The sequence below is a fragment of the Thalassotalea marina genome (assembly GCF_014656435.1).
Lineage (GTDB): Bacteria > Pseudomonadota > Gammaproteobacteria > Enterobacterales > Alteromonadaceae > Thalassotalea_C > Thalassotalea_C marina.
Genome location: NZ_BNCK01000006.1, coordinates 249,496 through 275,786, shown reverse-complemented (window position 1 = coordinate 275,786; position 26,291 = coordinate 249,496). Strand labels below are relative to the sequence as shown.

The following is a 26,291-nucleotide window of genomic DNA, read 5'->3' as shown; positions in this document are numbered from 1 at the left end:
TTGATTCAGTTGTTGGGGAAATATTTTGGCACACGAGTAAAATTCCTTTTTACAACTGAGCTTTTCTATTTTTTCTGCTTATTTATTAATAATAGGATAGGACTTGTTAAGCGCCAGTAAAATTGTGAAATAGTTCCGGCGTTTTGATGTTGATTTGATATATATAGTGATAAAAAACAAACTAGTTGGAAAATGTTATGTTCGTTTTGTGCATAGGGGGATTAAAGGCTCTTTTGAGGTATTAGTTAAAAGAGCCTGTGGTGAAATTCAAGAATTTACCAAAGGAAAATGATGCTAGCACCACCTAAAAACACAAAAAATCCCACGACATCGGTAACTGTAGTTAATATCACTGAGCCAGCTATTGCCGGATCTACCCCCATTTTTTCTAAAATGACAGGAATAAAAACGCCAGAAAAGGCTGCAACAATCATATTAATGATAATTGCAATTGCTATGATGACAGCTAACACTGAATTTTCGAACCAAAAATAACATATAACAGCAACGACAGTTGCCCAACATAAGCTGTTAAGCAAAGCCACGTAAAACTCCTTTTTATGTAACGCGCTTAAATTACCTTGGCTGATCTGATTTGTCGCCAATCCTCGAATGGTTAAGGTTAGCGACTGACTCCCGGTAATTCCCCCCATACTAGCGACTATTGGCATGAGTACCGCAAGCGCAACGATTTCGATAAGTACTTTATCAAACATACCAATCACAAAGGATGCTAAAAATGCTGTTAGTAAATTTATACCTAACCATACGGCACGACGTCTTGTACTTGTCAAAACAGGAGAAAATAAGTCTTCATCGTTAACTTTACCCATATGAGCCATTTGTGCTTCATAAAATTCCTGAAAAATATAAAGGGCGTCGTGAATGGAGAATACACCAACAAACTGTCCATTTTCTTTGATAACAGGCACTAAACTTTTTTGTGTACTTTGAACTGCTTTTGACGCTTCAATTAGTGACTCTTTGTCATTGAGAACCATGTCTGAACGTTCAACAATCGCTGAAACGTTAGAGCTTTTAGGTGCATTTAATAAGTCGTTTAAAGACACTTCCCCTAAGAATTTTAAGTCGCTTGAAACGACAAAAAGTGCGTTAGATTCTAAGTTCGTATCGCTATTTTTTATCGCCGTAATAACAGTAGAAACAAGAGCATCATCAGCAATGGTATAAACATGTTTATTGGCATAACGACCCACTTCATCTTCTTCGTAACTGAGTGATGCTTCAACTTCACTTTGAGTCTCTGAAGAGAGCTTTTTAATAATATTTGATGCGGTTTTTTGAGGTAGAACTTCAAGAATATCAAGAGCCTCAACAGAGGTGCCAGCACAGACTGTTGCTTCAATATCCTTTTTAGGTAGCAGAGCGACTATTTGTTGCCTAACATCTTCATGCAGCTCTGATAAAATACTGCTTAGCATTGAGGAGTCTAAGTGAGGCCACAATATTAGGCGCTGCTCTTTAGTTAAACTCTCAATCACCCATGCCCATTGCGTTGCGTTTAATTCTTTATACTCGTCTTCTAATTGAAATGGTTCAATGGCAAGGGCATCAATTAAATTATCTAAGCTTTCGCTTTGGGTAAGGTTTTCCATACGTTTCCCTTGTTAAATTTAGCTTTCGTTGAATTGCCAAATACTAAAAAAATCTGCTGTTAGTTTTTGTTCAATTTCAATCGCCTCTTCAATGGGGCAAAAGATACTAATTGAAATTTTTATCCTGCCCAAATCGGTGGTTGATACACTGATGTTTGGCGCTGGTCCAGGAATTTTTACTTCAAGCCTATTTTCAATTAACGTGTTATAACGTTCAGCAACTTCTTTAAAGCGTTTACAATAATCTTCTGCATTACTTTGCAGCTTAGCTACAAGGTCTATTGGCATGACACCTTTATCTTCTCGAACGATGTTAAATGAATGGTTTACATAACGTCGCATAAAGTTAAGGTTTCTTATTGATTTCATCATCAACAAACTATTCGGCAAATAAATGGTTTTGCCTGTATAAGAATAGGTGTCCAAGTCGACTTCTAGCAAGGTTACTTTTGCCCAGTCTATTTCTGAAACTTCCCCACAGGTATCATTGACTTGGATCCAATCACCTATTCTAAATGGTGCACTTGTTGATAGGTAAATAAAACCGATGATACATTGGATTATTTCTTTAGTGGCGATAACAATAGCGACAACAAAAGCAGCGATGGAAAGGGCAAAATGTTGAAGCTCAGTGCTCCAAAATACGACTAAGGTTAATATCAGTGCAAAATTAATGGTATTTTTAACATTGTTAACTAGGTAGCGTTTGTCTACGCCTTTTTTAATGTATTTGCGTTTTAGCACCTTGCTAACGACAAACTTTAAGATAACCGCCCAAATGATCAAGCAAACTGTAAAGGCAAGTTTGTATTGTGAAATATAATCCATGGGCCTTAATCTTCGACATCGTATAATATGTGGTTATTGTAAATCCTTGATGTTTCATTGTTAATAAAAAACTTATTGTTATTTAAGCTTTACAAACAATGCAAGTTTTTGATAGTTCAAACTTTAAGCACTTAATAAAAACACATTGTATTTGTTATGGCTTTCCATTACTCTTTTTCCAGCAGAAAATTTGGCCTTATTTCTGTTATATATACCAGAGTTAAATACATTAGATAGCTAACGACCTTATTTATGAGAGCTTTGTTCTAAACAAACATTCGTAAATTGGTCTAATTCTGATGAAAAGTCTAATAATTTCCGTTATTTAATGGTTTAACCAATCTTAGTTGTTTAGTATAGATAACTAGAAAATTAAACAGGCCACCTTTAGGTGGTTTTTTATTTTTCTATTGATTCTAAGCGCTGCTTTTGTGAATCAATATGTGAAATAGTACGGTTGGCGGGCTTCAAGCAAAGCCTTCCTTCTGTTAAAATCGCGCGAAGCTAAATTATCGATAAACATACACACATAGTGTAAAGAGAAAACAATGTTAGAAAATATAAGAGAAAACTCTCAGGGATTGGTTGCTAAAATCATCTTAGGTTTTATTATTTTGACCTTTGCTGTTGCAGGTATTGGAAGCTATACCAATAGTGTCGATACGTCTGTTGCAGAGGTTAATGGCGTAAAGATCTCTCAAGCAGAATTTGATAAAGCATATCAAAATCAACGCAACAGCATGGCTCAGCAATATGGCGAAATGTTTGAAACATTAGCTGCTGACGAAAATTATATGGCTAACTTTAGAAATGGCGTTGTTGATAATTTAATTACCAGCGAATTGTTAGACCAAGCTTCGGATCAATTAGCTATTCGAGTTAGTGATGAAACAATCAAGGAATACATTCGTGAAATTCCTGCTTTCCAAGTTGATGGCAAGTTTGATAACAACACCTATTTAGCAAGAATAAACCAAATGGGTTACTACCAGTCTTCAGATTTTCGTGATGCCATTCGTGTGGACATGACAAGAAGACAGCTTGCACTTGCTGTAGAAGCAACTGAATTTAGCTTGCCATACCAAGTTGAACAACTTCAATCATTACAAAGTCAAAAGCGTGATCTGAAATACGCAACAATTTCAGCCAAACAATTCGAGTCTGTAATTGAAGTTTCAGAGACAGAAATTAGTGACTATTATCAAGCTAACCAGATTAACTTCCAAAATGAAGAAAAAATCAAACTTGACTACATTACTATCGATGTAAATGAAATAGCTAAAACTATCGAAGTGACGGAGCAAGACTTAGAAAATTACTACAACGATCACATTGCTAATTATCGTCAAACTGAACAAAGACGTGTTTCTCATATCTTGATCGAAGCTAGTGAAGATAAAGCTGCAGCTAAAGCTCAAATAGAAGAAATTAAAGCTCGATTAGATGCTGGTGAAGACTTTGCGACATTAGCTCAAGAGCTTTCTGCTGACGTTTTTAGTGGTGAAAACGGTGGTGATTTAGAGTGGATTGAGCCGGGCGCAATGGATGAAGCGTTTGATGAAGCTGCGTTTGCTTTAACAAACGTGGGTGATGTTTCAGATGTTGTTGAAACTGAATTTGGTTTTCACTTAATTAAACTAACTGACTACAAAGCTGAGCAGACTAAGCCATTGGCAGACGTAATTGATGAGTTAAGAGTTACAGTAAGTACAGAACAAGCTCAAAATAAATACTTTGAATTACAGCAACAAGCAGGTCAACTTAGTTTTGAAGTTCCAGATAGTTTAGACGATGCTGCACATGCTATAGGTGTTGAAGTAAAAACTTCTGATTGGTTAACTCGAAATGGCAACAATGCTCCATTTGATAATTTTAAAGTGTTAGATGCAGCATTTTCTGATCTTGTAAAACAAGAGCAGTTGAACTCTGACATCATCGAAGTCAGCGATAGCTTGGCAATGGTGGTACGCTTAAATGAATACCAACCAGCTAATGTTAAAGCCTTAGCTGAAGTTACTGACGAAATCAAAGCACTATTGGTTGCTGAGAAAGCACAACAACAAGCACAGGATGCTGCACAAGAGCTTGTAGCTGCATTGCAAGCTGGCGAAACTGTGGAAGCTAAGTTAACTGAATTGAACGCAACATTTGAAGAAAAAGCAGACGTGGCTCGATATGGTAGCCAATTAGACGCTAACCTTGTAAGAGAAGCATTTAAATTACCTCATCCTGCAGCAGACAATACCGTTGTGAGCAGTGTTGCCATGTTAAATGGCGATTTAGCTGTAGTTGAAGTAACTGCTGTGAAAAATGACGAGACAGCTGAAAAGTCGCCTCGTTTAGCTCAGCAATTAACTCAGCAAGTGGCACAAATCGCTTTTAGAGGATATGTTGAAGCGCTTAAAGCTGATGCGGAAATAAAGCGTAGTAGCTCAATTCAAGCGACTAATCAGTACTAATGATGAAATGAATTTGTTTTTTAAAAAGCTGCTTTGGCAGCTTTTTTTATGGATGCAAATTTATAATGCTAAACGATTAAATGCCTGTATCTTACGGAGGTAGAAAAATAGGCGTATAAAGTTTTGTTGTCTATTTATTGGCTAACTGGAAACGTTGGCTCATGATCAATTTCTTAGTGTATTTGTGCTTAGGGGCTTTTAACAACTCATGAGTATTTCCCATTTCAACCATTTGGCCATTACATAGCACCATCATGGTATCGCTAAAGTGCCTCACTATACCCAAGTTGTGAGAAATTAAAATAAACCCCAGTCCCATTTGTTGTTGTAGATCGAGTAACAGATTAATCATTTGAGAGCGAAGGGAAGGATCCAAAGCAGCAAGTGCCTCATCTAAAATAATGATTTGTGGTTGTAAAATAATCGCTCTAGCCAGCGAAATTCGTTGTTTTTGGCCACCAGAAAACATATGAGGATAAAAGTTCATGTGTTCAGCCAACAAACCTACCTTTTTTAATGTCGCCGTAATTAGCTCAGAACGTTCGGTTTCATTTAAATCAGTATTTAAGTAAAGAGGTTCATCTAAAAGTTGGCGAATTGTTAAACTTGGATTGAGCGTTGTTGCCGAATCTTGAAAAATCATGCGTATGTGTTGGCATCTTTGTTTAAAGTTGCCAGGTTGTAATGTTTGGCCATTTAACTTTATTTTGCCCGAAGAGGGTGTTTCAGCACCAACTAATAGCTTTGCTAGCGTAGACTTTCCTGAGCCTATTTCGCCCACTATTGCAAGAGTTTGATGTGCTTCTAGCGAAAAGGAGACAGGCTCTAGAGCAACAATGGTCTTTCGACTAAATATATTTTGAGATACATGATATGACTTACTTAAGTCATAGACCTGGAGCAAAGAAGACATTTAGTAGCTATCCTTGAGTGAATAGTGACAGCTGACCTGATGGCCATGATAATTTTTAACTTTGGGTGCTTGCACACATGCTTGTTGCGCTTTTGGGCAGCGAGGGCCCAAGCGACAGCCAATTGGCAAATGCTGTAATATAGGAATACTTCCAGGTAAAGTCATCAATCGAGATTTGGCTGGAATATGCATATTAGCCCGCGGGCTACTGTCAACAAGTGCACGTGTGTAAGGGTGAAACGGCGTGTTAAAAATTTGCTCAGTAGTACCGGCTTCAACAAACTGTCCTGAATACATCACCGTTACTGTGTTGGTCCAATGTGTAAGATTTTCCAAATCATGACTTATCAACAAAATAGACATGTTTTTTAACTGGTTCAAACTGGCTAAAAGTCTAAATATTTGACCTTGGTTTGTACTTTCCATTGCCGCAGTTGGTTCATCTGCGATCAGTAGCAGAGGTCGCCTTGCAAGTGCCATGGCAATCATCACTCGTTGACACAATGCTTCTGTTAATTCATGAGGGTAGCTTTTGATACAAATTTCATGGTTTTTAATACCTACTTTGTGCAGCAAGTTAATTGCGGCCAAACGTCTTTGTTTACCTCGCTGCCAAAAGAACCCTGAAAGTTTTTCAACTGAAACTGCTTCTTCTAGTTGTTCACCTATGGTTGTTGTTGGATCTAAACAAGCCATTGGCTCTTGGAAAATGATTGCGACGTCTTGTGTGATAATTTGTTTACGTTCGTCAGGTGTTAAACGCATGAGATCTTGGCCACGCCAATGAAAACGATCAGCATGTACTTCCCATTTATCGTCAAGAACACCCATGATAGCTTGTGCTAATAGAGACTTTCCGGAACCGGACTCACCAACAAGGCCTCGAACTTCCCCTTCTTTCATGGTTAAACTAACTCTATCAACTGCCAAAATGGGGGCGGTAGGCGAAAGTAGCTTAATTGATAAATTACGTATATCTAATAGATTCATCAATTTTCCCTTTGCATCTTCAGTGCGTGTTTCATGCCTTCACCAACAAGATTTGTCGCAATTATTGCAAATAATATTGCTAAACCAGGTAAATAAACGGTCCAAGGGGCAATATAAAATAGGTCTATTCCATTTGCTAACATGGCACCCCATTCAGGCATGGGAATTGGCGCCCCAAGTCCTAGAAAGCCCAAGGTTGCAATGTCTAGAATGGCGGCTGATTGTGCCAACGTTGCTTGACTGATTATTTTCTCGGTGATGTTCGGAAAAATAGAGTAGTGCAAAATGCGTATTGAGCTTGCGCCATCTAACTTAGATGCTAATACATAGTCTTTTTTAAACTCTTGAACGACGGCATTACGCGTTATATGCACAAACTGTGGGATTAACACCATAACGATAGCCCACAGAGTATTATTAAGACCAGGGCCTAAGATAGCGACAATTACAATAGCTAGTAATAAAGAGGGAATTGATAAAATAACATCTAAAAAGTGATTTAAGAAGCTGGACTTAATTCCCCTAGTTAACGCTGAAAGTGAGCCAATGATTACCCCAATGATCATGGATAAAATAACGACAACAAAACTTAAACCAAAAGTTAATGATGTACCATGTATGATGCGTGAAAGCATGTCTCTACCTAAGTTATCGGTCCCAAGTAGAAAACTAACATTACCGTCATCGTGCCATGCTGGGGGCAATAGTATGTGGTCTAAATTATTTTCAATTGGCGAGTAAGGGGAAATTATTGGTGAAAATATCGAAAATAATATCAAAAACGCAAAACATGAAAATCCCACCATAACGATTGGTGATTGTTTAAAATTTTGCCAAAGTTCAGCTAGCGGAGAAGGAAACTCTTCTTCTGTATAGATATTATCACGACGCATGTTTGGAACCTCTAGCAAGTGGATTTAAGCTAGCATAGATAAAATCAGTTAATATGTGCACAATAAAAATAAAGCTTGAAAGCGCCAACAAGCCACCTTGTATCGCCGTATAGTCTCGTTGATATATGCTCTGTATTAACCAGTTACCAATTCCTGGCCAGTTGAAAATAACCTCTGTTACCATGGCTAAAGTGACCAAGTTAGCAAACTGAAGTCCTACATCTCTAATAACATTGACCATGGCGTTACGTATTGCGTGCCTGAAGACAATTTGTCTTGTATTCAACCCTTTTGCCATAGCTGCTTTTATGTAATGTGAATCTAATACTGACAGCATCGCCGTTCTGGCCAAGCGAACAAAAATGGTGGCCGGTGCTAGGGCGATAACACAAGCGGGTAGAATAATATGTGTAGTTGCATTATTAAAGGCTTGCCATTTATACGGTGTATCACTAATTAATATATCAATGAATAGGATGCCAGTAACTTGTTCAATCTCGTATACCAAGCTAATTTGACCAGCAGAAGGCAACCATCCGAGTTGGATTGAAAATACCAAAATGGCCAACAAAGCGAGCCAAAATACCGGTATTGAATAACCAATCATGGAAAACGATAAAATTAAGTTATCTGTTTTTTTTCTGTGTCGAATAGCGGCAATAAATCCAATTGGAATGCCAGCAATCATTGCAATAAACAGTGCAACGAGTGTAAGTTCGATCGTTGCAGGTAAATGGCTCATGATTTCATCAGCAACAGGTAGTTGGCTATTCATCGATACACCAAGGTTACCTTGAAACAGGTGGTTCAAATAGTACCAGTACTGATACAACACTGACTCGTGTTTACCATATTCTAGCGCGACAAGTTCAAGTTGCTCAGGTGTTGCATTTATTTGACCAGAAATATTCGCTAAGTGCTCACCTGGAAAGAAAAAGCTTAAACTAAAGGTGAGTATCGTTAAGATAAACATAGTGAATAAAAAAAGGTTTAAGCGCCGTAGAGTAAAAATAAACATATTAGTGTTTTTCTACCCCTTCAAAGCTGATACCGCCGTATGAGCGCAAAATGTTCCCTTTTAGGTTGTGTTTCTTTGCTTGGAACCGTTTTGAGTGGGCGATTGGAAATAGCGGCATTTCATCTGCCACAATGTTTAGTGCTTGACGGTAGTATTCTCGTCTCGCATTCATGTCAGTTGTATCTAGTGAAGATTGCAACAGGTCATCAAAAGTTTCATTACACCAAAATGTTCTGTTGTTGCCCGTTTCTGCAGAGGCACAACTTAGCAAGGGGGAAAAGAAGTTATCGGGATCAGGATGATCTGCTGACCATCCAAGCAATACTGCATCATGTTCACCCAGCGCTAAACGGCGTAAAAATTCCTGCCAGTTATAGGTTACGATTTTCACGCTTATACCAACTTTTTTTAAGTCGGCTTGAATTAACTTAGCCATAGTCACGGCATCAGGGTTGTACGAGCGCTGAACGGGCATGGCCCAAAGGTTTAAGGTTAAGTCGCTACCTATACCTGCTTGTTCAAGTAAATCCTTCGCTTTATCAATAGAGTAATCAATCGTATCAACGTTGTCGTTGTAAGCCCAAGAAGAGGGGGGAAGTATTGACACTGCAGGCTCTGCCGCTGAATCACCTTTGTAAATAGTATTTAATATTGCAGGCTTGTTAATCGCGTGAGCAATTGCTCGCCGTACTCTTTTATCATTAAATGGAGGCTTAGTGGTATTAAATCCCAAATAACCTATATTCATCGCGGTTACGCTTTCAAGCGTTAATAATGGATTTTCAGTAATCTTTTGATGGGCGATCGGGTAAGCAATTACATCACATTCACCTGCAAGCAGTTTAGTTAATCTACCTGTGTTACTTGGTGTAATATCATAAATCAGTTGTTTTAATGAAGACGGTGTCGCCCAATAGTTGTCATGTGGCATTAGGCGTAAATAAGACCCAGCACGATATTCTTTTAATTTAAATGGTCCAGTGCCTATAGGCTGAGTATCAAGCTTTTCCAATTCATTGGTTTTTATCAGCTGCTCGCCATATTCTTTTGACAGTATCACGGCGAAATCTGTTGCTAAATTAGCTAAAAAAGAACTGTCAGCGCGTTTTAACGTAAAACGAATTGTGTGGTCATTAATTCGCTCGATAGATTCAATCAACTCAGCGAAACCAACACTTTGAAAAAATGGGTATTTTCCGCCTGAAACATAATGGAATACTTGTGTTCTATCCAAAATTCGATTGAAACTAAAAAGCACGTCGTCAGCGTTAAGTGGCCGAGTAGGTGTAAAGTACTCGGTTTGATGGAAAAAGACATTTTGCCTTAAATAAAAAGTAATTTTTTTATTATCTTTTGTAACGTGCCATGACTTTGCTAATGAAGGTGCAATACTATTGTCTTTGGGATCAAAGGCGATTAATTGGTTATATAATTGTTTTGCAGTGGCATCAATGGTAACACCAGAGGTCTCTAGCTGGGGATTTAATATAGCTGGTGTACCCTCACTACAGTAAATAACACTATTTTCACTTAAAGATGCAGTGCCTTGAGAGTCACAGCCAGCAATTAACACTAGGACTAGTGAAGAAAGCCATCGATAAAATCGCAAATTAGCAAAATTTGTTGCCACTTGTTCGCCTTGTTAAATGTCAGAACTATTGCTGTCGAGTAAATTATACTTTTTCAAATAACCACGCAGTTGATGATAAGTTAACTCTAATGCATCAGCTGTTTTCTTTTGATTATACTGGCAATTTTCTAACGCTGCTTTAATAAGGTCAACCTCATATTGTTGCGATAGCGATTTTAAAGACAATGGAAAGCTTGCCACAAGAGCTGGACTCTCTTGAACTTGTGACTGTTTTGCTTGTTCATCATTTGCGCTAGGTACTTCTACATCATGGGAGTTGGAAGACTGCGACACGATTCTATCTGCTGTTTTGACCCGCTTAGACGGGCGAAATGGCGATTCAAAAGGATCGATAACTAGTTCGTGCACAGGTAAATGAGGATTGTTACAGCGATAGACGCTGCGTTCTACCACGTTTTTCAATTCTCGTATGTTACCAGGCCAATGATAGTCGAGCATGGTACGTTTTGCTTTTTCAGTGAAACCACTGAAAAGTTCAAATTCTAGTTCTCGTGCCATATTGATAGCGAAATGCTCAGCGAGTACCAAAATATCTTCAATACGCTCCCTTAACGGCGGTAGGGTTATTACGTCAAAAGCTAATCTGTCTAATAGATCGGCTCTAAATTCACCAATTTCAGCCATTGAAGGTAAATCCTCATTGGTTGCTGCAATTAGCCTTGCGTTGGTTTTTAAGGTACGAGAGCCACCAACACGCTCATATTCACCATATTCTACAACTCGAAGCAGCTTTTCTTGGATTAACCCCGAGGTGTTTGCAATCTCATCTAAAAATAATGTGCCTTTATCTGCTCGCTCAAATCTACCTTCGTGTCTTTTGGTTGCGCCTGTAAAAGCACCACTTTCATAGCCAAATAGTTCACTTTCTAATAGGTTTTCATTTAATGCAGCACAATTTAGTTTCAGGTAGTTTTGATCCCAACGTTGTGATAAGTAATGCAAGCGGGCAGCAACTAATTCTTTACCTGTACCCCGTTCGCCAATAATAAGTACTGGTTTACTTAATGGGGCGATTTGAGAAATTTGTTCCAATACTTCTAAAAAACTATTGGATTGTCCGATGAGATTATCTTGTTGGTTGAATCGAGACATTTCAAGCCTAATTATTGGTTTTTTTCACTAACAAATAGTGTATTTTATTAAGCGTAGATAATAAAGAGTTTTTGTGTTTTAAAATAAAGTTAATAAAAACATGGGTTTATTTTAATTTTTAATGTTGGCTTAATTAATGAATAGTTGTTTGTCAGATTCAATATTTCGTTTAGAAAGAGGAAGTAAAAGATGGGTATTTTTTCAAGATTTACCGATATTATAAACTCAAATATCAATAGTTTGTTGGATAAAGCTGAAGACCCAGCAAAAATGGTGCGCTTAATCATCCAGGAAATGGAAGATACCTTAGTCGAAGTCCGTTCTTCTTCAGCTAAAACACTAGCAGATAAAAAAGAGTTGGCTCGACAAAGTGAGCGTTTTGAACATGACGCAAACGAGTGGCAAGCAAAAGCTGAACTAGCTTTAAGTAAAGGCCGCGATGATTTAGCTAGATCAGCGTTAATTGAAAAGAAAAAATGTACTGAAAATGCAGAAGCGATTCGTGATGAGTTAAACCACATTGAGGAGCACTTATCAAAGCTTCAGGATGAAATTACGCAGTTGCAAGAAAAATTAGCCGATGCAAAGGCTCGCCAAAAAGCGATTATCATGAGAGAGAAAACTGCGAGTTCTCGTCTTAAAGTGAAAAAGAAAATTGATAGTGACCGTGTAAATGATGCACTAAGTCGTTTTGACCGTTACGAACGTAAAATCGATGATATTGAAGCTCAAGTGGAATCATACGATTTAGGAAGCAAGACATTATCAGATGAAATTGCGGAATTAGAGTCTGACGAAAAGATCGATGATGAATTAGCTCAATTAAAAGCTAAGGTTGAGTCAAAAGGCAAAACTAAGTAATCGTCATCAATTTTCGGCTAAACAGATAGAAGGAGAAGTTCCGTGGAAGAAATTATTGTAGCCCCAGTGATTATATTCATGCTTGTGGTAGCGCCGATTTGGTTAATTTTGCACTATCGAAGTAAAAGGCAAATTAGCCAAGGGTTATCACAGGAAGAATACGAGCAGTTATCAGAACTCTCAGAAATGGCAGATAAAATGGCCGACCGTATCAAAACGTTAGAAGCTATTTTAGATGCTGAAACTCCAGATTGGAGGAGTAAAGTATGATGAACAAACGCCGTGGTGAATTATTTAGAATTCCCAGCAAAGGTAAAATTGCAGGTGTTTGTGCTGGGGTAGCTGATTACTTTGGATGGGAAACTTGGTTAGTGCGCATACTTGTTGTTTCAGGTGTGTTGCTGGGAATGGGTTGGTTTATTGTTATTTACATTGCTGCTTGGTTTATTTTAGATAAAAAAGCGGTTTTGAAAGATAAAAGTACCGCTAGCCATGTTCAAGGACAAAGCACTGATTCGCCGGTACAGGAAGAATTGAGCTCTGAATCTATAAAGGTCAAAGCTAGAATTTGGCAAGCCGGTGAACCGCCAAAACAGGCCTTCCATGATATTAGTCGTAAATTTAAGGTGATGGAACAGGAGTTAAGAAAAATCGAGCGATATGTTACTTCACCAGAGTTCACTGTTTCTAGAGAAATCAACAAACTATAATAAAAGCGGCCTTGGCCGCTTTTTTCTTTCTATTCAAAAGCTTTATCATATATTTTAAAACTTTTTCACGTTAAGATGTGAACAAGCTTGTATCACAATCTATTGAATTTCCAATGGCAATTATTAATAACGAGCATATAGAACAACTCAAATCAAAAGCAAATAAACTGGCTAAAAGAGCCCTAGATCAGCATATCAATTTAGCGGTAACAGGATTAAGCCGAAGTGGTAAAACTGCTTTTATTACTTCTTTTGTTAATCAATTAGTGGCAGAAAGTAGCCAGTCTGATATGAGCTATTTTAAAGCGATTAATCATGGGCGTTTTATCGCGGCAAAACGTGTTCCTCAAAAAGATCTGCATGTACCTAGGTTTGATTATGAGAGCGCTATGCGAGCTCTATCTCAAACGCCACCAGCGTGGCCAGAACCCACCAAAGGTATTACTCAACTGAGATTGTCAGTTAAATTTGAACCAGATAGTTCAATACTTAAATATGCTACTGACACTGCAACACTTAATATAGATATTACAGATTATCCCGGTGAATGGTTGCTTGATTTGCCTATGCTAAATCAAACTTATGAAGAATGGAGTGAGGCGATGCAAGTGTTACTTGAATCATCTCCTAGGCATGAATTTGCCAAATCATTCATTGAAAAAGTAAAGCAGCTAGACCCTTTCGCTCCGACTGATGAAAATGCTTTAGCAGAGTTAGCATCTGAATACACGGCACTTTTACATATATTTCGAGAAAAATTGGGGCTATCACTGATACAACCTGGTCGGTTTATTTTACCGGGAGAGCTTGAAAATGCGCCTATATTACAATTTGTGCCTTTTATTAACTTTTCTGACATTGCTTTTGAGCGTTATCAAAAATCCAATGATGAAACCATGATTGGTATGATGCGAGCTCGATTTTTAGAGTATAAAGAACGGGTTGTTAAACAGTTTTATAAAAAGCATTTTGCCCATTTTGACCGTCAAGTTATTCTGGCAGATTGCCTGACGCCACTTAACCAGGGTGTTGACAGTTTCAAAGACCTACAACAAACACTGGCTTTAATTAGCCAAAGTTTTAGTTACGGAAAATCTAATTTTTTAAGCCGATTATTTTCTCCTAAAATCGATAAGCTATTGTTTGTGGCAACTAAATCTGATCATACTACGCCTGAACAACATAGCAATTTAGTGTCATTGTTAAATCAATTAGTTCAGCCCATTCGGCAGCAAGTAAGTTTTGAGAACATTCAAATTGATACCTTAGCTATCGCCTCAATAAAAGCAACCAAAGCTGGAAAAAGCAGCTATCGTGGTGAAGATATTTCAGTCATTCAAGGATGCAAGTTAGCCGACAATTCGACAATAACTTTGTTTCCCGGAGAAGTCCCAGCTGAGTTACCTAATGAGAATTATTGGCAAAAGAATCATTTTAATTTTATTGCCTTTTCACCTTTACATAGTGCTTCAGAAGTTAAAGCGTTACCACACTTGCGTATGGATCAAGTGTTAGAGTTTTTAATTGGAGATAAGATGTCATGAGTTCCACAGAAAAAGACTTTAAACAACAGGTTTTATTTGAAGAGCCTGCCGATGAAGTAAAATTATCGGTTGCAAGTGAACCTAAAAGTCAAATTGTGATTGCTGATGAGCAATTTACAGAAGTCGACGAACGTGAAGATGACTTGGTTGAAATAAGTGACGTCATTGAAAGTAAAGGAAAGAAAAACTGGCTACGTCGTTTAATTTTTTCTCTTATCGGGCTGCTAATTGTTATTGAAGCAGTATTTTTCTTCCAAGAAGGTTTCAATGATACGCCAATTATTGCCAGTATATATGCATTACTGTTTGCTTTAATCGCTACGGTTTTTGGGCACACTGTTTATAAAGAAATTAAATCACTTAGATCACTTAAAAAAAGAAAACACCAACAAGAAAAAATAATAAGTGCTCTGCATAGTGCAAGTGATATAGATGCAAGAAAAATGTGTGACGAGATTGCTGCACAGTTGCCCAGTGATATGCAACAAGTTATTGAAAATAAATGGTCAACAACTATTCCTGCTGAGTTGTCTCAAAAAGAAGTGATTAGTGTTTTCTCATCAACTGTTTTAGCAGAAACAGATGCAAAATCTATTGATAAAATCACTAAGTTTTCGGCTGAAGCTACTGTTTTAGTTGCGTTAAGTCCAATTGCAATTGTTGATATGATGATTTTGTTTTGGCGAAATCTAAAAATGATCGATGAAATATCTCAGCTTTATGGTTTACAGCTAAGTTATTGGGCGCGTATTAAGTTAATTAAACAAGTATTTATTAACATGGCATATGCTGGTGCTAGTGAATTAATCGTCGATGTCGGTGCTGATCTAATTGGTGCAGATTTACTTGGCAAATTGTCTTCTAGGTTGGCGCAAGGGCTTGGTGCTGGAATGTTAACAGCAAGACTTGGTATTCAAACCATGAAAATGTGTCGACCCATTCCATTTTCTTCTCAAAACTCACCAAAAATTAAAGATGTTCGTAAACAATTGATTGCAAAGATCAAGAACATCTCCGAAAGGTCCTGAATAAAATACGGTGAAAATAGGCGGAGTGTGAAGTAAATATCTTCATGATTCGCCATTTTTACGACTTATTTTAGTGCTTGTAAAAGATGATGTAACACTTTGTTTACGGAAAATTATGGTGCTCAATAAATGTACGAATAATATTTGGTGATTTTTTTGGTTTTTCTCGCTTAATATATAGTTATACATGCAAGATAAAGAATCGCCGATCCAATAGGAAATAATAACGACACAAAAAAGGCGGCTCTTATAGACAGGACAATGTTACAACATGGCAAAATCAACCAACTATGTATCTCATCAACCGGATGAAAATGGCTTTATTCATTGGAGTGATGAAGAAAATAAAATTTGGCACGACTTAATATCTCGTCAACTCTCTTGTATAGATGGAGCTGCTTGTGATGAATATATTGAAGGATTACAAAAGCTAAACTTACCAATGGATCGCGTACCGCAACTAGAAGAGGTTAGTGAAGTATTGCGTAAAGAAACTGGTTGGCAATGCGAGCCAGTTCCTGCGCTAATTGGTTTTGGCGAATTTTTTAGGTTGTTATCGGAAAAAAAATTCCCAGTTGCTACCTTTATTCGTACTCGCGAAGAATTTGACTACCTGCAAGAGCCCGATATCTTTCACGAAATTTTTGGACATTGTCCTTTGTTAACCAATCCTTCATTTGCAAATTATACTGAAGCTTATGGAAAAATGGGGTTAAATGCCTCTAAAGAGCAAAGAGTATTTTTAGCCAGATTATATTGGTTTACTGTAGAGTTTGGCCTGCTAGATACAACAGAAGGTCTTCGAGTTTATGGTGGTGGAATTTTATCATCACCAAGCGAAACGCAATATGCATTAAACGACACTAAAGTTGAGCGTAAACCATTGAGTGCTGAAAATATAATTGACGTATTGAGAACACCTTATCGCATAGACATACTACAACCTATTTATTTTATGTTAAGTAAGGTTTCTGATCTTGATGAAATTCGAAAATATGAAATAGAAGAAATTTTTGAGATGGTAGAACAAGCGAAAGAGCTCGGTTTGTTTGAAGCAAAATTTCCTCCAAAAGAAAATAAAATTGCAAGCTAGGAATTGAATAATATGAGTAATTTATCGAATCAACAATGTGAAGCATGTCATGTTGACGCACCTAAAGTAACAGACGAAGAGCTGCAAACATTTATGTCTCAACTTCCTGATTGGGTACCAGAGGTAAGAGATGGCGTTATGATGTTAGAGCGCGTTTATAAATTCAAAAACTATAAGTTGGCTTGGGAGTTCGCGAATAAAGTTTCAACCTTAGCTGAAGAAGAATTCCACCACCCTGCCATTCTATTAGAGTGGGGCAAGGTGACAATAACTTGGTGGACACATGCCATCAGAGGTCTTCACAAGAATGACTTTATTTGTGCAGCAAAAACAGATGCATTGCTATAATCGGTAATACTTAGTTACATTGTTAGAATAATATTTTAAAAGCTCTCTCTAGCAGGGGGCTTTTTTTTGTTGTAAATTTTAGTTTACAATGTGCTGGTTTGTTTTGAACTCAGGAGAGTTTCTTAAATGCGTCTAGAAATTGGTTGTCTTGACCGCGTGGGTATTGCCCAAGATGTACTCAGTATTTTTGTTGAAAGGGGCATAGATTTACGTGGTATTGAACTGAAACGTCCAGGAAAAATTTTTATTAATATTCCTGATTTAGACTTTTCTGAATTACAAAGCTTTATGCCACAACTCCGATTAATTGATGGTGTTGAAGATGTAAAAACAACACCTTACATGCCATCAGAGCGTGAAAAAAATGAATTATCAACATTAATCAAAACTTTTCCCGATCCCTTTGTGTCTATCGATGCTAAGGGGAATATTCGTATTGTTAATCATGTTACTGCAAGCCTTATTGGTTGCAATGAAGTTGATATTGTAGGTCAGCATGTCGGACAGTGGTTAAAAGGTTTTAACTTTTCTAAGTGGTTAGACAGTGTTGAGGTGCTGGCTCAAACTCGTCGGTTGAAGTTTGTCGATGATGATTATGTAGCCGATATTATGCCAATTCATGTCGAGGATAATGATGGTGATTCGGTTCTTGCTGGCGCAGTTTTAATTCTAAAATCTGAGGCGAGGTTAGGGCAACAGATAAGTGCCTTTAAACAAGCAAATGAAAATAACTTTGCAGGTATACAGGCATCCAGTGGTGCAATGCGCAAAGTAATTCGAGAAGCTAAACGCATGGCTTTATTAGAGTCATCAATGTTAATTGTTGGTGAAACAGGGACTGGCAAAGAACTCATTGCACATGCATGTCACGCAGCAAGCGACAGGGCTGATAAACCATTTATGACATTAAATTGTGCTTCTTTACCCGACGAAGCCGCTGAAACTGAGTTGTTTGGTATGGGGTCGTCTAACCCTGAGCAAGTTAAAAAAGGGCTATTTGAACTGGCTAATGGCGGTACCATTTTTCTTGATGAAGTAGGGGAGATGTCGCCTAAACTACAAACTAAGTTGCTTCGTGTAATACAAAATGGCATGTTTCGCCGAGTAGATGATGAAAGAGAGATATCAGTTAACGTTCGTATCATTAGCTCTACAAACCATGATTTGTTAAACATGGTGCAACAAGGCGAGTTTCGTGAAGATCTATATTACAGGCTTAATGTATTAGGATTAAATATCCCGTCATTAAGGGAAAGGCGTTCTGATATTATTCCTCTAGCTGAATTCTTTATTGCTAAATTCGGTCAACGAATTGGTAAGTCGAATATTAGTATGTCAGATGATTGTCGTGATTTTATTGAGCATTACCCTTGGCCTGGCAATGTAAGACAGCTTGAAAATGTGCTTATTCGAGCAGTATCGCTAATGGAAGGCAATATAATTCAAACTTCTCATTTGCAATTACCTGCCTATACAAGAGAGCATGGCTATTTGGAGCAGGAGTTTGAAGGGACGTTAGATTCAGCTGTCAAAGCATTCGAGGCTGATCTGTTAAGAAAACTTTATCCGGCATATCCAAGTACTCGTCAGTTGGCTAAAAAGTTAGGCTTAAGTCATACCGCTATTGCCAACAAATTGCGTGAATACGACATCAACAAAAAAACAGTAAAAATATAACTGTAAATATAAACCAACAGCCTGCTGCATTAGAATTCACCACCATGTGCTAGCAGGCGAATTCATGATTCATTAAGATATAGCTTTTTATCTATTGAGGCCTAAGATGAAACTTTACGGATACTGGCGCTCTTCAGCTGCCTACAGAGTAAGAATTGCATTAAACTTAAAAGGAATTAATTACCAATCTATTCCTGTGCACTTAGTTAAGGATGGTGGCGAACAGCATAAAGTAGAATATGCAAAACTAAACCCTACGGAGCTAGTCCCTACCTTAATAGATGGTGAAGTAACACTAAACCAATCTTTAGCTATTATTGATTACTTAGAAGCAAAGTTTCCCGAAACTCCTTTATATCCTTCAGAACTAGCGCAAAAAGCTCAAGTGCAAGCTGCGGTACTCGATATTGCTTGCGAAATACACCCAATTAATAACTTAAGGGTACAACAATATCTAGTTAAGGAACTTAATGTTTCTGAAGAGCAAAAGTTAGCTTGGTCTCATCACTGGATGACACTTGGTTTTCACGCACTTGAAAAGAAACTTGCAGCAACTGCTGGTAAATACTGTTTCGGTGACCAAGTTACAGCGGCAGATATAACCTTAGTGCCTCAAATCTATAACGCTAGACGTTTTAATGTTGATTTAAGTGAATTTCCAACAATTTGTCGAATTGTTGATAATTGCAATTTATTGCCAGCATTTATTTCTGCGTTGCCGGAAAATCAAGATGACGCTAGTTAACGGCAACAAATAAAAGTCAGTATTGTTTGGGATTTAGTGGAAATAAGGTTAGTGCTTATTTGCATTTATCATTATTTCCTTAAATCTTGGCCCATGACTTGACTGAGTGTTAACCTCCTCAAAGCGAGTGCTTTGGGCACAATTGTTAGTTTTAATAACAAGTTTAGTTTGCAATAAAATGTAAATATCTGAAATTGGCACTTGCAACATAAGTAAAAAAGCGTTGCAATAGAGTTTACATGGCTTTGAACGCCTTATTTTTATTTGTGTGATATCTTTTGAGGAAGTATGGAAAATTCACCTTCATCACCTTCATCAACATCGTCTACTCCATGGGCTATCATTGGCGCAATTGTTGTTGTCGTTGTAATTGCTGCAGTTTGGTTTTTAAACCAAGAAGAGCCCAAAGAACCCGTTGTAATCGAACCACCAAAAGTTGAACAACCTGACCCTATTGTAGAAGAAAAGGTTGAAGAAACGCCAGAGCCAGTTGTTGAAGAATTACCACCTCCGCCAGAACCGGTTGTTGTCGAACATCCTGAACCACCTAAGCCAATGTTACCGACATTGAGTGAGAGTGATGATTGGTTAAAAGAAAAGTTACCAACTATTACCTGGAGAAAGGAGTTGCTAAAACTGGTTGTAGACGACGATATGATCAGACGCTTTGTTGTGTTCACCGATAACTTTTCTCAGGGTGTATTGGCATATGAACATAGCCCGTTAATCAAGCCTAGTTCTTCATTTACCGCGAAAGAAATTAATCAGAACGGTGAAGTTGTAATGAAGTGGGATGAAACAACTACTCGTCGTTTCAGTTTATATGTTGACTTATTAAGAACAGTAGACACCGACACTTTGGTAGATTGGTATTTTGAACTTAAGCCTCTTGTTGATGAAGCATACAGAGAGCTTGGTTATCAAAATGAAGATTTTACCGACATCTTGCAAGATGCAATAACCAAAGTGCTAGATATGGAAATACCCAAGGAAAGGTTAGAGCTCGAACGCCCAAGTGTTATGTATCAGTTTAAAGATCAAGAGTATGAAAGCTTAGACGATGCAGACAAGCTGATGTTGCGACTGGGCAAAGATAACCTTTTAGTGATTAAGTCAGTGCTGTTAGAAATTAGTGAGAAGTTAGCAAGAGCACGAGAAGAGCAAGGTGCTGATTAATTTATAAACGGTTGATTTGTTTATTATCAACTAAGGCTTGCAACCGTTTAATGTATTGGTGATAATGCACCGCGCTTCGACAAGAAGCATTCATTATGGTGACCCCTTCGGTCCCTCCGCAATGATACTCTGTGAACTCGGCCAGGTCCGGAAGGAAGCAACCGCAGCAGACGACTCATGTGCCGGAGTGTGGCTGATTGGGTTACCACCCAAACCTTATCCCTGCTTTACAAGCCATAGAAAACAAGTTTTTCCTCTCGGTTAATACTGAAAGTATCACAATTGGTATCACAGTTTCAAAAACAATAATACTTCATCATCAACGCAATACTTGTGTAGCTATCGGTATCAGCTTCCCATTCATCAAAAGTTGTTAGTCGTATCAAGGGTGTTGTGAGTAATTTCCCATTCTGATGATGCCCACGGCGAAATTCATTATTCAGATATTCGTAAGATGATTTTGTGATGGTGCGACGTAACAGTTTGAATTAATTATGCGCTTTCAGCAGCCTTTTTCTTTTTGTCGAATACTTGTTTTAGTAAGCTGGGCTTCTTTTTCTGGTTGTGCTTTTTGATTAAATATTCATGTTCTGTGAGGATGACTTTGTCGAAGAAGCCTTCGATGACCTCTGTAAATTTTTCTGCAAGCTCATCATCAACATTAGCAATAATATCAATTACACCTATAGAAGATTCACCGTTATCATCAGCGTTATCTACGATGTTTTGTTTGTTGCGTTTTATGTAGTTTGAATAGAGCTTTAGTTTGTCTAAAGACATAGCGATAGCGGCTATTAATTTTACGTAAAAGTATGTGGAGCTATCATTATCTAGATGAAGCGATAAGCCAATCATTTCATCTTTTATATCGCCATTTTCTTCAACTATGAAAGGAACAGAAATGGACTCGAATACCTTGACCAACCCTCGTGAGATGGTCTCCTCTTCAGGTGTTACGTCGACTTTATGAATATCGAACATTTCTTGAAAGCAGGGGATGTAGTAGTACTTGACGTAATCGTATGTGTCGATTCCTTTTAAGAATTCTAAAACAGCGTTGTATTTTGACTCCTCAAGATGGTTTTGAACAGATTTATAAAAGTTCCTTTTGTCATAAAGGCTTTGCTGTTTGATGTAAAGTGCCGTGTAGTATTCCTGAAGTGATTTGTGAGAAAACGTTAGGTCATCATATCCGTTACTGCAAATTATCCCTGTACATTGTTTTATAACCTCAACAAGGTTTTTGGGACACACTTCTTCTATAGCTTCACTATCAAGTGCTTGCTTCATGAAATGTGTTGCTTCTCCAATGCTAAATGAAGTCAACCCCTCGCTAAAGGTTCTAAAACAAAATATGCTGAAGGTTTCTTCAATCTGGTAGTCGTTTAGTGGGATGTCTATTCCTCTATCGATTTTTCTGCCTGACTTAAGTGAGTCGTGATGGGTTAGTAGAGTGATGAATATTTTTTTGTAAAAATCAGAAAGGTTGTCAGGGATTTTAGACCATGCTCTGTATGTTATGAAAAGTAATATCGCTAGGATAGGGGTTTTTACAATGCTTTTGATGCGGGGATACTTTTCAATTTGAGCCATTGCATCTTTTGTGGCTTCTACGTTGTTATTCGATATATTTAAAAATAGCTGGTTTACGTTTTCGATGGTTAGGTTTAACACTTTGTAATTGCTGATATATGATTCGGTAGTTATCAGGGTGTCAGGTCTTGTAGTAACAATTATTGTTGTATCAGGATAGTCTCTTGATAGGTCTTTAATTTTTTCTAATGCGAGGTCGTGTGATGATGGAGGCATTTCATCAAAACCATCTAAAAATAGTTTGATGTATCCACTTTTTAGTAGTCGGCCTATACCTCTATTGTTGGAGTTGATGCCATGCCTTTTGAACCAATTTACGATTTGATTTAATAATGGCTCATTGCAGTCAAGGTATTTTAATTCGAAAAATACAGGCAGGTGCTTCCCGCTTGTTAGTTCATTGATTAGCATCTTTCGTAAAAATGTTGATTTTCCTTGACCAGCTTGGCCTATGATGTTCGTTATTCCAGAGCTATAAAAACTTAGGTTGGTTATTTCTATTTTTACTTCGTCGTCATTAGTGGGAGACATAAAGAGAGGGACGTACACATCATCAATAAAAATGTCATGCTGGCTAGAGTAAAGCGTTCTTAAATTTACGTATTCATTACAAGCTTTACAGTAGTCGGTGATACTTTTCCGGGTGAAAGCAGCTTCAAATTCAGTAGCTAGCGCACTCCACCCTCTTTCGGTGAACTTTTTCGTTATTGAGGTTGCTAATACAGTAAGGCTCTTTAGTGCTATAGATTCCAGTAGCGGCATGTATATTCCATTAGTTAATTGTTAAAAGTCTAATTTAATATAAAAAACAACGTATTACTAGGCTGTAGTGTTCTTTTTATACTGTTTGATAGATGCAGGTTTTAGATGTGTTTAGCTCCATTTTTTTATTTGACTGGTCAATTTTTTGAAAGATAACTCGTTTAGCATTTTACTTACTGTATCAATAGGAGGGTCGATGGAGCCATAAATGTCATGAGTGATGGAGCCATTCTTGTGTCCTAGTAGCGACTTTATCTCGTAATCACGTGCTCTGGCTTTCTTTGGGTGGTCTACCATGGTGTGTCTAAAGCTATGAAAAACCTTTTTATTGTTATTGATGCCTAATCTTGTTTTGTATTTGCTGAACCATTGGCTTGGTTTATGACCAAGTTGTTGTCTTTGTGGTGCAAGGTATCCAAATAACATCTTTTCACCGCAAAGCTTTTTTTGCGATACAAAATTATCAAAGCCAACGGCTATCAACTCTGGGTGTATTGGTATTTTTCTTCTACTACTATTGTTTTTTATGTGCTGCCCATCGAAGTTGTCGTTGATGTCAATGTAAGGTGGGGTAGTTTCTAGTTGTATGTCACGTAGGTGTAATTGGCATAGTTCTTCTAGTCTAGCTCCACTATACAGAGCTATAAGGGGAAGCCAAAATTGATAATCTTTTTTGAATTTGTGTTCAGTATAAATTGTGCTTGAAAAAATCAAAAAAATTCGTCATCAGTGAAAGATGTTCGTGCGTTTTTCGGTGACATTTTTTGTTTTATTTTCATACCGCAGATTGGGTTGTTGGGAATGTAGCCTTGTTTTACTAACCAATTGAAAAAAGTGTTCCCTTTCGAATTTGATTGTTAACAGTTGTCGTACTAATTTTGGGGTAAATTGTTTTAGAATTAATTATTTCGTTGACTTCAGCGTTTTTTATATGGCGAGTTTTAGGGCGGTGAAGTGGGTAATGGATTAATTTATCTTTATATTCTCTGCAAAAGTTTGCGTCTATTGAAGTTATCTCAATATCCGTCATTAGTTCTATAAGGTTAGCTATAGCCGCGTGATAATCACTTTCAGTTTTTATTCGCCAAACACTAGCACCTACCATCTCTCTTTTGTAGCGCTCAAAGGCTGAACTTATGAGTATTGTATTTGTGCATCTATTTGTTCTATTGAATGACTGCGTAGTGGCTTCGCCTAGGCTTATCATGGTATCGATTATCACTTTTTTAATCGATAGTTTATTTATGTTGTTAGTTGGAGTTGAATTATAAAATTCGCAAAGCTTTATGACTAAAATCTGAGCGATTGAGCCAGCTTTTACGGAATCTCTAGTATTAAGCGATAGTCTTACTAGTGGTGATGACAAGTTGCTTTTGGTATATATAGCAGAGGGTAACTTGTAATGGAACCAGAAAATTTGGCCTCTTAGGGTTGTATATTTAGGTGTTGTTTTTGACATTGGTATCACACTCAGTATCACAGTTGGTAATATTGAGAGGAAGCAGAGAAATGATTTAGTATAAATGCATGTGTAAGTTTCTAATTAATTCAAACTGTTACGTCGCATCATCACAAAATCATCTAAATGCCTAAGACTATGATGATGTGGCTGATTGGGTTACCACCCAATCAGATTTTTATCAAATTTTCTTATTAAGCATCGTAGTGAAGTTTCATAAACTCTAGTGCTTTACTTACTGCCTTTTTAACTTTGTTTTCCATCTCAAACCGCTCGGAAGCTGGTAAATAAAACGCCATATCTACTTCGTGTCTAATGTATCGCGCTGGAAGTTGATTGAGCACAACACAAGTTAAATCCGCAATAAAGTCGGCATCATGTGCTTCTTCCAGTTTTAGCTCTATGAAACGCTGCATAACTAACTTTTCATAATAGTTGTGAATATCGTCAGAAATTTTCATAACTTCCTCTAGTATGAGACTGATTTATCTTTAATTATAACCATAGCAAACGCTAAGCATAAATTATAGATTATTTAGCTGTTTGGCGAAGTAACGAATATGGCTTATCGGTAAGCTGATTGAAAGTGACTGATTAGGCTTGTTTAGTTGAAGCAGTTTTTGAACAACTAGGGGGCTACAGTAAGGTGGTAGTTTATATTTTTAAAACCAAGCTTGATACCCAAGATTAATTGACATTGAAATGACAACAAAGATAAATACTGGACGAATGTATTTTGAGCCAAACTTAATGGCCCAGTGAGCTCCGACCCATGCACCGAGCATCATAAATATTCCCATAGAAATACCTATTAAAAAATTAACATAACCCAAATATACAAAAGCAACGACACTCACTATGTTGCTGACAAAATTGGTGGAGCGAGCTAATCCTAAACTAAGCAAAATATTGATTTTATAAAGTGCACTAGAGCTAGCAGTCCAAAACGCGCCTGTACCTGGTCCTGCAACACCGTCATAAAAACCAAGCACAAGCCCTTGTCCGGTTTGTTTGATTCTCAAGCTATTAGAATTTTTAGGTAAACTACTTTCCTGATAAACCGCATTTTTTGCAATAAGTGTATATATTGCCGTCATGACAATAATAACAGGTAGTGCCTTTTCTAATAACTCCACTGGAAGATGATCAACCGTTAATGCACCTATAACTGCGCCAATTGCCGTTGCGAAGATTGACCATCGCCAAAATTTAATATCAAAAAGTTTCTTGCGATAAAAAGTAACCGAAGCGGTAAAAGAGGCAAACGAAGCGGCCACTTTATTGGTACCTAGAGCCAAATGTGGAGGCAGGCCAGCAGTTAATAAAGCTGGAATAGTTAACATACCACCCCCACCAGCAATAGCATCGATTAAACCAGCTATGAAGCCAATGCTACATAATGTCAGCCATAAATTTAAATCGAATGCAATTTCCATAGTAGGGTAGGAGGTGACTTGGGAAAATAAAGCGGCAATATTAACATAGTTAACCTGGCATCAATAGAGTCAATCGTTATACGTAATAAGAGGATGAGAAACGCGATAGAGTTGCTCAAAAATACGACGAGTGGTGTTGTTGTGATGAATTTCTAGAAAAATATTTCAAATTTGTTCAATTTTAAAAGATAAACTTAGAGAAACATTTCTAAATCAAACTAAATTACTTTAAATACAATGGTGTATATCTTTAAATTCGAAGTGATGATTTTGTGGTTTTATACATTAATTGATAAAAATTATTCAAAAAACACCTAAGAAATTGTAATTATATTTGACTTAGTACGAATGAATTAGTAAAACATAGGGTAGCCAATATTCTTGGCACACTTGTTAACC

The 26,291-nt window shown here is 37.4% G+C and carries 24 protein-coding genes and 1 other RNA gene; 12 read left to right on the top strand and 13 right to left on the bottom strand.

Going from position 1 to position 26,291, the window contains the following annotated elements:
• Positions 1-275: 275 nt before the first annotated feature.
• Together IE199_RS14590 and IE199_RS14585 are read right to left on the bottom strand one after the other, a co-directional pair.
• A complete protein-coding gene (locus IE199_RS14590; RefSeq protein ID WP_189771924.1) occupies positions 276-1,616 on the bottom strand; it encodes a magnesium transporter in 1,341 nt (446 codons plus the stop codon).
• Positions 1,617-1,634: 18 nt separating this feature from the next.
• On the bottom strand, positions 1,635-2,444 hold the full coding sequence (locus IE199_RS14585) for a mechanosensitive ion channel family protein (protein ID WP_189771922.1): 810 nt from the start codon (positions 2,442-2,444) through the stop codon (positions 1,635-1,637).
• Between the two features lie 548 nt (positions 2,445-2,992).
• Between IE199_RS14585 and IE199_RS14580 the strand changes: the two genes are divergently transcribed.
• Entirely contained in the window at positions 2,993-4,903 is a 1,911-nt protein-coding gene (locus tag IE199_RS14580; protein WP_189771920.1) for a SurA N-terminal domain-containing protein, read from the top strand.
• Positions 4,904-5,033: 130 nt separating this feature from the next.
• Here IE199_RS14580 and IE199_RS14575 read toward each other — a convergent pair whose 3' ends face one another.
• Genes IE199_RS14575 through pspF form a run of 6 tightly spaced genes read right to left on the bottom strand, consistent with a single transcriptional unit; the run spans position 5,034 to position 11,460 of the window.
• Entirely contained in the window at positions 5,034-5,816 is a 783-nt protein-coding gene (locus tag IE199_RS14575; RefSeq protein WP_189771918.1) for an ATP-binding cassette domain-containing protein, read from the bottom strand.
• A complete protein-coding gene (locus IE199_RS14570) occupies positions 5,817-6,806 on the bottom strand; it encodes a peptide ABC transporter ATP-binding protein (RefSeq protein WP_189771909.1) in 990 nt (329 codons plus the stop codon). It abuts the gene before it with no gap.
• Positions 6,806-7,699, bottom strand: coding sequence for an ABC transporter permease subunit (locus IE199_RS14565; protein WP_189771901.1), 894 nt, complete (start codon positions 7,697-7,699; stop codon positions 6,806-6,808). Before IE199_RS14565 ends, IE199_RS14570 begins: the two co-directional genes overlap by 1 nt.
• Complete coding sequence (locus IE199_RS14560) at positions 7,689-8,717, bottom strand: ABC transporter permease (protein ID WP_189771899.1); 1,029 nt, start codon at positions 8,715-8,717, stop codon at positions 7,689-7,691. The genes IE199_RS14565 and IE199_RS14560 overlap by 11 nt, the downstream gene beginning before the upstream one ends.
• Before the next feature lies 1 nt (position 8,718).
• Positions 8,719-10,347, bottom strand: a complete 1,629-nt coding sequence (locus tag IE199_RS14555; protein ID WP_229854744.1) for an ABC transporter substrate-binding protein — start codon at positions 10,345-10,347, stop codon at positions 8,719-8,721.
• Positions 10,348-10,359: 12 nt separating this feature from the next.
• The gene (gene pspF / locus IE199_RS14550; protein ID WP_189771897.1) at positions 10,360-11,460 is read right to left on the bottom strand and encodes a phage shock protein operon transcriptional activator; all 1,101 of its coding nucleotides are present in this window, start codon (positions 11,458-11,460) and stop codon (positions 10,360-10,362) included.
• A gap of 189 nt (positions 11,461-11,649) precedes the next feature.
• On the opposite strand from pspF, the gene pspA reads away from it, so the two are divergent.
• The 11 genes from pspA (at position 11,650) to ffs (ending at position 20,844) form a co-directional block, all read left to right on the top strand.
• Complete coding sequence (gene pspA / locus IE199_RS14545) at positions 11,650-12,321, top strand: phage shock protein PspA (protein WP_189771895.1); 672 nt, start codon at positions 11,650-11,652, stop codon at positions 12,319-12,321.
• Positions 12,322-12,363: 42 nt separating this feature from the next.
• Positions 12,364-12,591, top strand: coding sequence for an envelope stress response membrane protein PspB (gene pspB, locus IE199_RS14540; protein ID WP_189771893.1), 228 nt, complete (start codon positions 12,364-12,366; stop codon positions 12,589-12,591).
• On the top strand, positions 12,591-13,031 hold the full coding sequence (gene pspC / locus IE199_RS14535) for an envelope stress response membrane protein PspC (RefSeq protein WP_189772046.1): 441 nt from the start codon (positions 12,591-12,593) through the stop codon (positions 13,029-13,031). Before pspB ends, pspC begins: the two co-directional genes overlap by 1 nt.
• 113 nt (positions 13,032-13,144) lie before the next feature.
• Complete coding sequence (locus IE199_RS14530; protein ID WP_189771885.1) at positions 13,145-14,575, top strand: YcjX family GTP-binding protein; 1,431 nt, start codon at positions 13,145-13,147, stop codon at positions 14,573-14,575.
• A complete protein-coding gene (locus tag IE199_RS14525) occupies positions 14,572-15,603 on the top strand; it encodes a YcjF family protein (protein WP_189771883.1) in 1,032 nt (343 codons plus the stop codon). The genes IE199_RS14530 and IE199_RS14525 overlap by 4 nt, the downstream gene beginning before the upstream one ends.
• Positions 15,604-15,874: 271 nt before the next feature.
• On the top strand, positions 15,875-16,696 hold the full coding sequence (phhA, locus tag IE199_RS14520; protein ID WP_189771881.1) for a phenylalanine 4-monooxygenase: 822 nt from the start codon (positions 15,875-15,877) through the stop codon (positions 16,694-16,696).
• A 12-nt stretch (positions 16,697-16,708) separates the two neighbouring features.
• Positions 16,709-17,044, top strand: a complete 336-nt coding sequence (locus tag IE199_RS14515) for a 4a-hydroxytetrahydrobiopterin dehydratase (RefSeq protein ID WP_189771879.1) — start codon at positions 16,709-16,711, stop codon at positions 17,042-17,044.
• 126 nt (positions 17,045-17,170) lie between these two features.
• The gene (gene tyrR, locus IE199_RS14510) at positions 17,171-18,721 is read left to right on the top strand and encodes a transcriptional regulator TyrR (protein WP_189771877.1); all 1,551 of its coding nucleotides are present in this window, start codon (positions 17,171-17,173) and stop codon (positions 18,719-18,721) included.
• A 106-nt stretch (positions 18,722-18,827) separates the two neighbouring features.
• Positions 18,828-19,466: a maleylacetoacetate isomerase gene (gene maiA, locus IE199_RS14505; RefSeq protein WP_189771875.1), complete on the top strand. Its 639-nt coding sequence runs from the start codon at positions 18,828-18,830 to the stop codon at positions 19,464-19,466.
• 288 nt (positions 19,467-19,754) lie between these two features.
• Entirely contained in the window at positions 19,755-20,642 is an 888-nt protein-coding gene (locus tag IE199_RS14500; protein ID WP_189771873.1) for a DUF3014 domain-containing protein, read from the top strand.
• A gap of 105 nt (positions 20,643-20,747) precedes the next feature.
• An RNA gene (gene ffs / locus IE199_RS14495) (signal recognition particle sRNA small type) lies at positions 20,748-20,844 on the top strand.
• 290 nt (positions 20,845-21,134) lie between these two features.
• On the opposite strand, the gene IE199_RS14490 is transcribed toward ffs, so the two are convergent.
• The 5 genes from IE199_RS14490 to IE199_RS14470 form a co-directional block, all read right to left on the bottom strand.
• Positions 21,135-22,997 carry an NACHT domain-containing protein gene (locus tag IE199_RS14490; protein ID WP_189771871.1) on the bottom strand — a complete coding sequence of 621 codons (1,863 nt, stop codon included), beginning with the start codon at positions 22,995-22,997 and terminating at the stop codon, positions 21,135-21,137.
• Positions 22,998-23,108: 111 nt separating this feature from the next.
• Positions 23,109-23,711 carry a site-specific integrase gene (locus IE199_RS14485; RefSeq protein WP_189771869.1) on the bottom strand — a complete coding sequence of 201 codons (603 nt, stop codon included), beginning with the start codon at positions 23,709-23,711 and terminating at the stop codon, positions 23,109-23,111.
• Between the two features lie 103 nt (positions 23,712-23,814).
• Positions 23,815-24,456 carry a hypothetical protein gene (locus tag IE199_RS14480; RefSeq protein WP_189771867.1) on the bottom strand — a complete coding sequence of 214 codons (642 nt, stop codon included), beginning with the start codon at positions 24,454-24,456 and terminating at the stop codon, positions 23,815-23,817.
• 194 nt (positions 24,457-24,650) lie between these two features.
• Complete coding sequence (locus IE199_RS14475; protein ID WP_189771864.1) at positions 24,651-24,917, bottom strand: late competence development ComFB family protein; 267 nt, start codon at positions 24,915-24,917, stop codon at positions 24,651-24,653.
• Between the two features lie 201 nt (positions 24,918-25,118).
• The gene (locus IE199_RS14470; protein ID WP_189771862.1) at positions 25,119-25,892 is read right to left on the bottom strand and encodes a sulfite exporter TauE/SafE family protein; all 774 of its coding nucleotides are present in this window, start codon (positions 25,890-25,892) and stop codon (positions 25,119-25,121) included.
• Between the last annotated feature and the right edge of the window lie 399 nt (positions 25,893-26,291).

Coding starts and splice junctions, on each gene's coding strand:
- IE199_RS14500 (WP_189771873.1), top strand. CDS start 19,755: ATGGAAAATTCACCTTCATCACCTTCATCAACATCGTCTACTCCATGG.
- pspC (WP_189772046.1), top strand. CDS start 12,591: ATGAACAAACGCCGTGGTGAATTATTTAGAATTCCCAGCAAAGGTAAA.
- IE199_RS14585 (WP_189771922.1), bottom strand. CDS start 2,444: ATGGATTATATTTCACAATACAAACTTGCCTTTACAGTTTGCTTGATC.
- tyrR (WP_189771877.1), top strand. CDS start 17,171: ATGCGTCTAGAAATTGGTTGTCTTGACCGCGTGGGTATTGCCCAAGAT.
- IE199_RS14530 (WP_189771885.1), top strand. CDS start 13,145: ATGGCAATTATTAATAACGAGCATATAGAACAACTCAAATCAAAAGCA.
- IE199_RS14570 (WP_189771909.1), bottom strand. CDS start 6,806: ATGAATCTATTAGATATACGTAATTTATCAATTAAGCTACTTTCGCCT.
- pspA (WP_189771895.1), top strand. CDS start 11,650: ATGGGTATTTTTTCAAGATTTACCGATATTATAAACTCAAATATCAAT.
- IE199_RS14490 (WP_189771871.1), bottom strand. CDS start 22,997: ATGCCGCTACTGGAATCTATAGCACTAAAGAGCCTTACTGTATTAGCA.
- IE199_RS14525 (WP_189771883.1), top strand. CDS start 14,572: ATGAGTTCCACAGAAAAAGACTTTAAACAACAGGTTTTATTTGAAGAG.
- IE199_RS14590 (WP_189771924.1), bottom strand. CDS start 1,616: ATGGAAAACCTTACCCAAAGCGAAAGCTTAGATAATTTAATTGATGCC.
- IE199_RS14515 (WP_189771879.1), top strand. CDS start 16,709: ATGAGTAATTTATCGAATCAACAATGTGAAGCATGTCATGTTGACGCA.
- IE199_RS14565 (WP_189771901.1), bottom strand. CDS start 7,699: ATGCGTCGTGATAATATCTATACAGAAGAAGAGTTTCCTTCTCCGCTA.
- IE199_RS14580 (WP_189771920.1), top strand. CDS start 2,993: ATGTTAGAAAATATAAGAGAAAACTCTCAGGGATTGGTTGCTAAAATC.
- IE199_RS14475 (WP_189771864.1), bottom strand. CDS start 24,917: ATGAAAATTTCTGACGATATTCACAACTATTATGAAAAGTTAGTTATG.
- IE199_RS14575 (WP_189771918.1), bottom strand. CDS start 5,816: ATGTCTTCTTTGCTCCAGGTCTATGACTTAAGTAAGTCATATCATGTA.
- pspF (WP_189771897.1), bottom strand. CDS start 11,460: ATGTCTCGATTCAACCAACAAGATAATCTCATCGGACAATCCAATAGT.
- phhA (WP_189771881.1), top strand. CDS start 15,875: ATGGCAAAATCAACCAACTATGTATCTCATCAACCGGATGAAAATGGC.
- IE199_RS14560 (WP_189771899.1), bottom strand. CDS start 8,717: ATGTTTATTTTTACTCTACGGCGCTTAAACCTTTTTTTATTCACTATG.
- IE199_RS14480 (WP_189771867.1), bottom strand. CDS start 24,456: ATGTCAAAAACAACACCTAAATATACAACCCTAAGAGGCCAAATTTTC.
- maiA (WP_189771875.1), top strand. CDS start 18,828: ATGAAACTTTACGGATACTGGCGCTCTTCAGCTGCCTACAGAGTAAGA.
- IE199_RS14470 (WP_189771862.1), bottom strand. CDS start 25,892: ATGGAAATTGCATTCGATTTAAATTTATGGCTGACATTATGTAGCATT.